This is a genomic window from Flavobacterium sp. (assembly GCF_049318185.1).
Classification (GTDB): Bacteria; Bacteroidota; Bacteroidia; order Flavobacteriales; family Flavobacteriaceae; genus Flavobacterium.
In genome coordinates this window covers 1-8,844 of record NZ_JBMOGV010000093.1, presented here as the reverse complement: position 1 = coordinate 8,844, position 8,844 = coordinate 1, and the positions used below count along the sequence as shown (strand labels likewise).

Below are 8,844 nucleotides of genomic sequence, written 5' to 3'. Positions count from 1 at the left end.
TGTTACTAAAAAACTACATTATCCACAAAGACAACCCAAGACTTCGAGAAGCAGTTTATGTACACATTGAACACTTAATTGGTGAAAAATCATTTGCAAATGATATTGCATTTATTGAGATTGAGCAATTGGAAAGTAACTCTGAAAATATAATAGAATTATATAACCTTAAATTTTATTTTGAAGATAATCTATAATAACATATTATTCAATATATTTGCTTATTATGCAATTTTTATGAGCAAAAAAGCAATTAATCGGTTAAAAGTAGTATTAGTAGAAAAGAACTTAACTAGTAAGTGGTTAGCTGAAAAATTAGGTAAAAATGAAGCCACAATATCAAGATGGTGTACTAATGATGTACAACCAAGTTTAAAGACGCTAGTAAAGATTGCAAAAACGCTAGAGGTTTACCCTTCTGATTTAATTAACAATAATGAATCTAATTAATGGATAATTCAAATAAAATTTTAGAATTAAAAAAGAAGCTATCTGAAGAAATCGTAAAAGAGGATTCAAATAACAATTTAATAATTTCCTTATCAAATGAAATCGCAAATTTAGATGATAACGTTGTCCGATTTTCCGTAGACGCTGGTATTATTAATAGATTAGGAAAAGAACTTGTTGGGAGGCAAGAAACAGCAGTTTCTGAGCTTATTAAGAATGCTTATGATGCGGATGCTACTGAAGTAAATTTAATTTTTGAAAATGCTTGGAATAAAGGTGGATTTTTAACGATTGAGGACAATGGTCATGGTATGAACCGTGAACAATTAGTTAACGGTTTTATGAGATTATCATCCTCAGATAAAATACACAACCCTGTTTCTGAAAAGTATAAACGTCAGAAAGCAGGAAGAAAAGGAATTGGTCGTTTTGCAACTCAACGTTTAGGAGATAAATTAATAATAATTACTCAAACAGCTCAATTTTCAGAAGCATTAAAAGTAGTCGTTAATTGGGATGATTTTGCAACAGATAAAGATTTACTATCTATTTCTAATTCAATTGAATTTGTTCCTAAAATTAAAGAGAGTGGTACTACGTTAGTAATAGAAGGGCTTAGAGAAGGTTGGTCTGACCAAATGATTAAACGCATTTATCGATATACCTCTGAATTATTACAACCATTCCCACTTTCAAAAAAGAAAGAAGAGGAGAAAGAAAATTCAATTGACGAAGGATTTAAGAGTAATTATTATCGAAAAGATAATGGAAATTTAGTTGCAATTGTTGATGAAGAAAAAGCAATTTTTCAACATGCATTAGCAGAAATTGAAGGTTATATTCTAGATGACGGTCAAGGATGTTGGGCATTAAAAAGCGATAAATTAAATTTTCCAGAAGAAATTTTTCTTATCGGAAATAATGAAAAAGATAAGGAAGATATAACAACTCCATTTAATCTAATTAAAGGTGTTCATTTTAAAGCATATTATTTTCTTTTTGATGCTAAACTGTTCGCTCCGGGCACATTTACATTTATTAAAGAATTACTATATGAAAAAGGAGGAATAAGGTTATATCGTAATGGGTTCAGAGTATTGCCTTATGGTGAAGAAAGTAATGATTGGTTGGGATTAGATAAATCTAATAACAGAAATATTATTTTAGCTCAACATCCCAACAGAAATTTCTTTGGATTCGTAGAGCTTAATGATGAAAGTGAAAATTTTGAGGAAACATCGAGTCGAGAAGGCTTGATTGAGAATGAATATTTAAATGAGTTGGTGAGTTTTGTTTATCGATCATTGACCACTGCGGTAATGAAAGTTACTGCTTTAAGAGGAAAAAAAGTTACTGCATCTCAAAAAGGATATAAAAAAGAAAACCCTTCTGAAAAAGTAGATGATGCTATTGGTCAAATAGAGGAGTTATTTAAAAAATCAGAAACTGATAACGACGATTCTCAAGAACAAAAGACAAATGAAAGCACAAATCAAAAAGCTAATCAAATTATTTCTGATTTAAAACAAGCAAGAGAAGAAGAAAAAGTAAAAAACCAAGAGTTAATTGATGAGAATAACATGCTTCGAATTCTTGCAGGTTTAGGTTTGGTAATTGGAGAATTTGTTCATGAAGTGCAACGTTTTTTACCTGGCTTTGACGCAGATATCAGTTTTCTTAAAAATGCAGTTAAGGATTATAAAGATGTTTATGAAAGGACTGAGTTATTAGAAACTAATGTAAAATCGTTTAGTGCTTATACATCCTATTTTGATAAAACGATTTCTAGAAATGTCCATAGAGAACTTGAACCAATAGAACTGAGAGATGTGGTTAGAAATTTTGAAATAGTTATTGCAAATGATTTGAAAAGAGCTTCAATAAAAATGCTACCTTCTCAATACGAAGGATATGATCTATTCACATTACCAATGCACCCATCAGAATGGGCATCAATATTATTCAATCTATATACTAATTCAAAAAAAGCTATTAAAAGAAGTAAATCTGATGGTGAAATTTTTATTAAATGTGGTAAAGAAGACAATATTGTTTATTTAGAATTTTCAGATAATGGTGATGGTATTCCAAAGCAAAATGAAGAAAATATCTTCAATGCTTTCTACACTACATCAACTGCTTCTAATCATAGTGCTGATGATGCAACAGCACTTACAGGAACAGGTTTAGGGCTTAAGATTGTAAGAGATATAATTGAGTTCTATAATGGAGAAATATCTGTGTCAACTCCTACAGATGGTTTTAATACTACAATAAGAATTGAAATACCTAAAAACTAAAAAAATATTAACAATGTCAATAATGAAGTTTTTATATATAGATGATGAGAATGGAACTCCTGAGATTTCAACTTTAAATGGTTTTAATGATTTAAAAATAATTGAGGTTGAAAGATTTCCTTTGTCTGAATTTAGAGAGTTTAGTAGTCTCAAAATCGAGCTAATTAAAAGAATTTCTAATAATTCATTTGATGGATTAATTCTTGATTTAAGATTGGACGGCACTGGATGTGATAGAACAGAGTTTAATGCTACAGCTATAACATCAGAACTTAGATCGGTTGCTGCAAGAGGTGAAATAGTATCATTCCCCATAGCACTTTGCTCAACAGAAAGCAACATAAAACAAACTTATGATACTGATAAGACAAGTCATGATTTATTTGATTATAAGATTAACAAATCTAACGAAAATCCAGAATGGATAAAGATGTCTCATAAATTAGCTTCTTTAGCAAATGGTTATAAATGGCTACAAAGTCAAAAACAACAAAATGAAGACATCTTCGACTTAAAAGACAAAAATAATTTGGACGAAAGAATTGTTGAAAAAATTGATAATTTTTCAGTTCCTTATGATTATGTACACTTTGTTGTAAAACATTTTTTTCATCAAACTAATCCTCTAATTAATGAAAAAGTTTTAGCAGCTAGACTGGGTGTAGATTTACAAAAAACACCATTGGAGGTTTGGAATCATTTAAAAAATGATATCCTCAAAAAAGTAAAATATAATGGTTTGTTTTCTGATGGCTGGAACCGATGGTGGGCTAATGATTTAGTATCTTGGTTTGAAGAAGTATCAGGAGAAAATTTAGCATTCATTAATGCAGAAAAGCGTGTTGAAATTTTGATTGCAAAATTTACTTTAAATGAATTAACAGTAGCTCAACCGCTAAAATTTTGCAATAGTACCGAATTTTGGTCAATTTGTGAAGCTTACAAAGTACCAATTGATCCATTGGAAGCGTTCAGAATTTTTACCACAGTAGATATTAAACCTTGGGAAGAATATAAGTATATCTCATTACTGGCTATTTTAGATAGAATAGGAATTGATAGAGGTTTAAAACCTCATTCAAGTGAATTAGAAAAAATAGAATATACTAAAGAATTATTGGGTATATAATGGCAATAAGTAATAAAGCATTTAAAGGGAAAATGAAAAAAGATATTGTTGATTTTCTCAATATTCTTTCCAGACTTTCAATTAGTTATAAAACTATTGATTATAAAGAAAACTTACCTGAACATTTGTGGGGTTATTCAATAAAAGAAATCAAATTTTCAATTGAAAAATCTACACTCAAGCATATTAGACCACTAGGTTTTTCAAATTTAGAGATACTTATTGATATTGATGTAGTTTCTCAAAATGCAGAATGGGAAAAATTAAATGACCCTTTTGAAGTATTGAGTTTTAGAACTTTGTTAAAAGGAACGAATAAAATTACAGACAAAACTCATTATTTAAGTTTCCATGTTGATAGACATAACGGCGGAAAGACAAATGAAATTCATCCATTATATCATATTCAGTATTTACAAAATAGTAAGGTTAAACCAAAAGATGAATTTGATCATGGAGAAAGCTTACAGCTTGACTTACCAAGAATGATGCAAATGCCAATGGAGTTAATTTTAGGTGTAAGTGTTATAATTTCTAATTTTGCACCTGAGTTATATGAAAAACTACTAAATGATAGACAGTTTATTAATTTAACAAAAGAATATCAAGAAAGAATTTGGAGACCATATATTAATTCGCTGGAAAGCTATTGGTTAACACCATTGAACAATAGAATTTGGGACCCAAGATTAAATTGTCCTTACTTAATATGAGAAATATATTCAGATACTTAAAATTGTATTCAACTCAACCTTTTGAAGTTGATAGGCTTATTGTGTCTGCTTTTTTAGAAATTAATCAATTACAAGTATTAGAAAACCAATATTTATTGGAGTATTCAATCAACGAAAATCAAATTAATGAACACACTAATTTAATTAATTTTATTGAAATTATTAATACTGAAATTGCTGTTTTTGATATAGAAAAATTGATTGAGTTATTTGAATTCGTAATTTCACCTTCTGTAAGAATAGTAAACGGAGCAATATATACTCCATCTGATATTAGAGCTTACATTGTTAATCAAACTTTAGAAAACAGGGATATAGATTTTCAAACGGTAAAAGTATCAGATATAGCATGTGGTTGTTCTGGATTCCTATATACTGCTTCAAAAGAATTAAGACAAAGAACAGGTAATTCTTATGCTTCTATTTTTCAGTATAATATATTTGGTTTAGATATACAAGAATACTCAGTTACTAGAAGTAAATTATTATTAAGCCTCCTAGCTATATCTGAAGGTGAAGACATTGAACAATTTCATTTTAATATTCATCAAGGCGATGCTTTAATTTTTAATTGGTCAGAAGTTATTAATGATTTTCAAGGTTTTGACGTTATTGTTGGTAATCCACCATATGTATCTGCTCGTAATCTTGATGATGTGGCTAAAGAAAATGTTAAACTTTGGGCAGTATGCTCAACCGGAAACCCAGATTTATATATACCTTTCTTTCAAATAGGCTATGAAAATTTAGCTCCAAATGGTATACTTGGGTATATAACAATGAATACATTTTTTAAGAGCTTAAACGGTAGAGCTCTTAGAAGGTATTTTGAAGATAATGGAACTGCAATTAGAGTTATTGATTTTGGCACACATCAGATATTTAAATCAAAAAGCACTTACACCTGTATTTGTTTTTTAGAAAAAATTGAGCAGAATTTTGTTGAGTATTATAAATCTGTTGCTAAAGAATTACCTAACAATAGAGAATTATACAATAAAGTAAGTTTTCACAATTTAGATGCAAAGAAAGGTTGGAATCTAAATAACAATGAAATTATCTCTCGTATAGAAGCTATTGGTAACCCTTTTGGTAAGCTTTATAAAACAAGACACGGTATCGCTACATTAAGAAATGATTTATTTATTTTTAAGCCTGTAGCAGAAGATGAAGATTTTTTTTACTTACAAAACGGTAATTTATATCCTATTGAAAAAGGTATATGTAAAGATATTCTAAACTCAAACAAGCTAAGCAGAAGTATAGATTTTGATAATGTTAGAGAAAAAGTATTATTTCCTTATAATGATGAAAATAAGCCAAAGGCTTTAGAAGAAGAATTTTTAAAAAATGTATTTCCAGAAGCATACAAATATCTGACGAAGAAAAAACAAGAACTAGCAAAGAGAGATAAAGGAAAAGGAGAATATGAAAAATGGTTTGCTTTTGGTAGAACCCAATCATTGGAAAAAGTTGAAAACAAATTATTCTTTCCTAAGTTTTCTGATCAAACACCAAACTATCTTTTAAGTAATGATATAGACTTATTATTTTATAATGGGCAAGCCGTTATTGGCCATTCTGAAGAGGAAATGTTATTAGCTAAAAAATTAATGGAATCACGTTTATTTTGGTATTATATTAAAACTTCAAGTAAACCTTATACATCAAATTATTATTCTTTAAATGGAAATTATATCAACAATTTTGGTGTTTGCGATTTTACAAATAACGAAATTGATTTTATTCTTAATGAGAATAACAAAGAAATTCTTGATGCTTTCTTTGAAGAAAGATATAATGTCAAACTTTAATTTCCAATACTCATGAACAATAAATATGATTTTTATATAGACGAAAGCTGTCATTTAGAACACGACCATATTCCCGTAATGTGTATTGGTTACATTAAAGTTCCGATGATAGATTATGTTGAATTACAAAAAGAATTCAATCAAATTTTAGCAAAGTACAATCAAAACTCAGAGCTAAAATGGAATAAATTTTCAAATGCAAGAATTGAATTATATAAAGAATTAGTAGATTACTTTTTTAGGTCTTCATTACAATTTCGTTGTGTTTTAGTAAAATATAAGGAGCGTTTAAATCATATCGATTATAACCAAGGCTCTCACGATAATTTCTACTATAAAATGACTTATTTTTTGTTGCATCCAAATAATAGTAATGGAGATGAATATAGGGTTTTTATTGATATCCAAAATACTCGTGGCAGAGAAAAATTAAAAAAAATTAATGAAGTTTTTAATGCCGAATATAAAGGTAATAGTCCATTCAAACACTTTCAACATTTACATTCTCACGATAATAATTTCTTCCAATTAGCTGATTTCTTTATTGGAGCAATCACATATAAAACAAGAATTGTAATGAATAACATTGTAAATCCAACTCCGAACAGAATGGATTTTATTAAATATTTAGAAACTAAATCTGGTTTTAATCTCGAAGAAGGAACGGAACCTTGGGAAACAAAGTTCAATATTTTTGATCACCAACCGAAAATAAAACTATAATGGATTTATTAGACTTGGACGATCACATATCTAATTTAGGAATTGACCCATCAGCAGAACATTTAGAAGAATTATTTCAATTATTCAAAGCCGATTTTATTGATAATGTTTTTTATTTTGATGGCTGTAAAGTAAAGATTGATTTAGCAAACTCAAAAGAAGAAGGATTTGAAGCTTATCCTCATACTTTTGTAAAAATCATTACAAGAGGAGATAAAGGCAAAAGAAGTTTTGATAAAAAAAGAGCTAATAAAATTCATTGGATAAAACCAATATTAGAAAATAAAGATACTGAAGATGTGACTTGCTTTCAATTTTTGGAAGCTGATGGTAAAATCAGAGATTATTTTTGGTTTAAAGAAGGAAACTTTTTAGTCATAATGGAAAAAATAACTCCAGACTATATGATTATTTCTTGTTTTCATATAGATGATGCTAGAAATCAAAAGTACTATGAAGATAAGTATACAAAGAGGATAAAATAAAAAAGCCACAGGCTACGGTGCTGTGGCGTACGTTTTCACGAACCAGGTCCTTTTCCCTAGGGAAATGACTTTGCAAATATACAACTCTTGTACCAAAAAACAAATTTTATATCAAAAAACTTATTAATAGCCAACTTCATATAATGTTTTCTTAAAAATTATTTACAAAAAATATGCCACAAAAAGGAAATCACTTTAACTAACTCATTATCTCATTCAGCTGCACAAAAATCGCTCCTAGTCCAAGTATTCCTAGCATCAATTCTTTGTTTGCTTCATTTCGCTAATTTCATTTTTAATAACGAGAACGTATTTTTTCGTTTAGTGTTAAATTGACGTTTTTGGTTTTCAATTGCCACTCCTTCCCAACGCTCCAAAAAAAAATACTGTCATGGTTATTGTTACAATAACACGTATGCTTCGCAACTCATGCCAGTAATTTTTTTCCCAAAGCTTAGTTACATAATGTGGCATTATAGTGCATAAAGAAACACCCTGCTTCTAATGAAAATCAAGGATGCACTATAATAACATTATGTAAAAAAGCCGCCACACCCACCGCACTTGCCAGTGGCTCCAGGACAACTTTTTTCATTGCTTCCTCGCACCAGCCGGCAATAAAAAAAACCGTCCTTCGCCACTGGCTTCAACAACGTTCGCTATTTCATAGGAAACTTTACGGTCATACTTAATTTTAAGAACGTTTACGGTAACTGTTTTTAGCAACTAACTAGTTAAATCGGTAGTGTTTTCATTGCTTTTGTAAGTGCCTTTTCATTTTCATAACAACTTTTTTCTGAGCACTAACTTCTTCCGTCTGAACACCAATCAGGCACCCACAAAACCAAAAGAGCCAGCAAGAGTATCATTTTTTATTTGCCACAACGCACAGAGGTAATTGCTTTCACAATAGCCGATTCCATACCGTTACAAAACATAATTTTTCTGATATTGAAACACTAAATCCTTAACAATATTCGTGGCATCAGCTATTAATAAAAGCAATCAGAAACATCTCAATAAGCAAATAAAAAATGATACCCTTTCTCTGAGCTACTGCCTGCGCACTAGGAAAGTATTTACATTGTTTTTTGAAGATGCTTTCTTTTTCCATAACAACATTCCGATTGAATACTAAATCCTGAAAACCGAACACTATTTAAGCATCCTCAAAAATCAAATAGTAGAAGGAAGAGTATCAATTTTTCA

At 29.4% G+C, this 8,844-nt stretch carries 8 protein-coding genes; all 8 read left to right on the top strand.

From position 1 onward, the window contains the following. Window positions 1-197: hypothetical protein (locus ACOYLT_RS08750; protein ID WP_422853477.1), on the top strand; the 197-nt coding region annotated here is incomplete at its 5' end. 40 nt (window positions 198-237) lie between these two features. Continuing rightward, the gene (locus ACOYLT_RS08745; RefSeq protein ID WP_422853476.1) at window positions 238-450 is read left to right on the top strand and encodes a helix-turn-helix transcriptional regulator; all 213 of its coding nucleotides are present in this window, start codon (window positions 238-240) and stop codon (window positions 448-450) included. Beyond that, window positions 450-2,750 (top strand): sensor histidine kinase, encoded by a 2,301-nt coding sequence (locus ACOYLT_RS08740; RefSeq protein WP_422853475.1) that lies wholly within the window; start codon window positions 450-452, stop codon window positions 2,748-2,750. The genes ACOYLT_RS08745 and ACOYLT_RS08740 overlap by 1 nt, the downstream gene beginning before the upstream one ends. Window positions 2,751-2,772: 22 nt before the next feature. Further along, the gene (locus tag ACOYLT_RS08735) at window positions 2,773-3,879 is read left to right on the top strand and encodes a hypothetical protein (protein ID WP_422853474.1); all 1,107 of its coding nucleotides are present in this window, start codon (window positions 2,773-2,775) and stop codon (window positions 3,877-3,879) included. A 32-nt stretch (window positions 3,880-3,911) separates the two neighbouring features. Beyond that, window positions 3,912-4,592 carry a hypothetical protein gene (locus tag ACOYLT_RS08730; protein WP_422853473.1) on the top strand — a complete coding sequence of 227 codons (681 nt, stop codon included), beginning with the start codon at window positions 3,912-3,914 and terminating at the stop codon, window positions 4,590-4,592. Continuing rightward, a complete protein-coding gene (locus ACOYLT_RS08725) occupies window positions 4,589-6,427 on the top strand; it encodes an HsdM family class I SAM-dependent methyltransferase (protein ID WP_422853472.1) in 1,839 nt (612 codons plus the stop codon). Before ACOYLT_RS08730 ends, ACOYLT_RS08725 begins: the two co-directional genes overlap by 4 nt. A 12-nt stretch (window positions 6,428-6,439) precedes the next feature. After that, window positions 6,440-7,150 carry a DUF3800 domain-containing protein gene (locus tag ACOYLT_RS08720; protein ID WP_422853471.1) on the top strand — a complete coding sequence of 237 codons (711 nt, stop codon included), beginning with the start codon at window positions 6,440-6,442 and terminating at the stop codon, window positions 7,148-7,150. Continuing rightward, the gene (locus ACOYLT_RS08715; RefSeq protein WP_422853470.1) at window positions 7,150-7,635 is read left to right on the top strand and encodes a hypothetical protein; all 486 of its coding nucleotides are present in this window, start codon (window positions 7,150-7,152) and stop codon (window positions 7,633-7,635) included. Before ACOYLT_RS08720 ends, ACOYLT_RS08715 begins: the two co-directional genes overlap by 1 nt. Window positions 7,636-8,844: the final 1,209 nt, after the last annotated feature.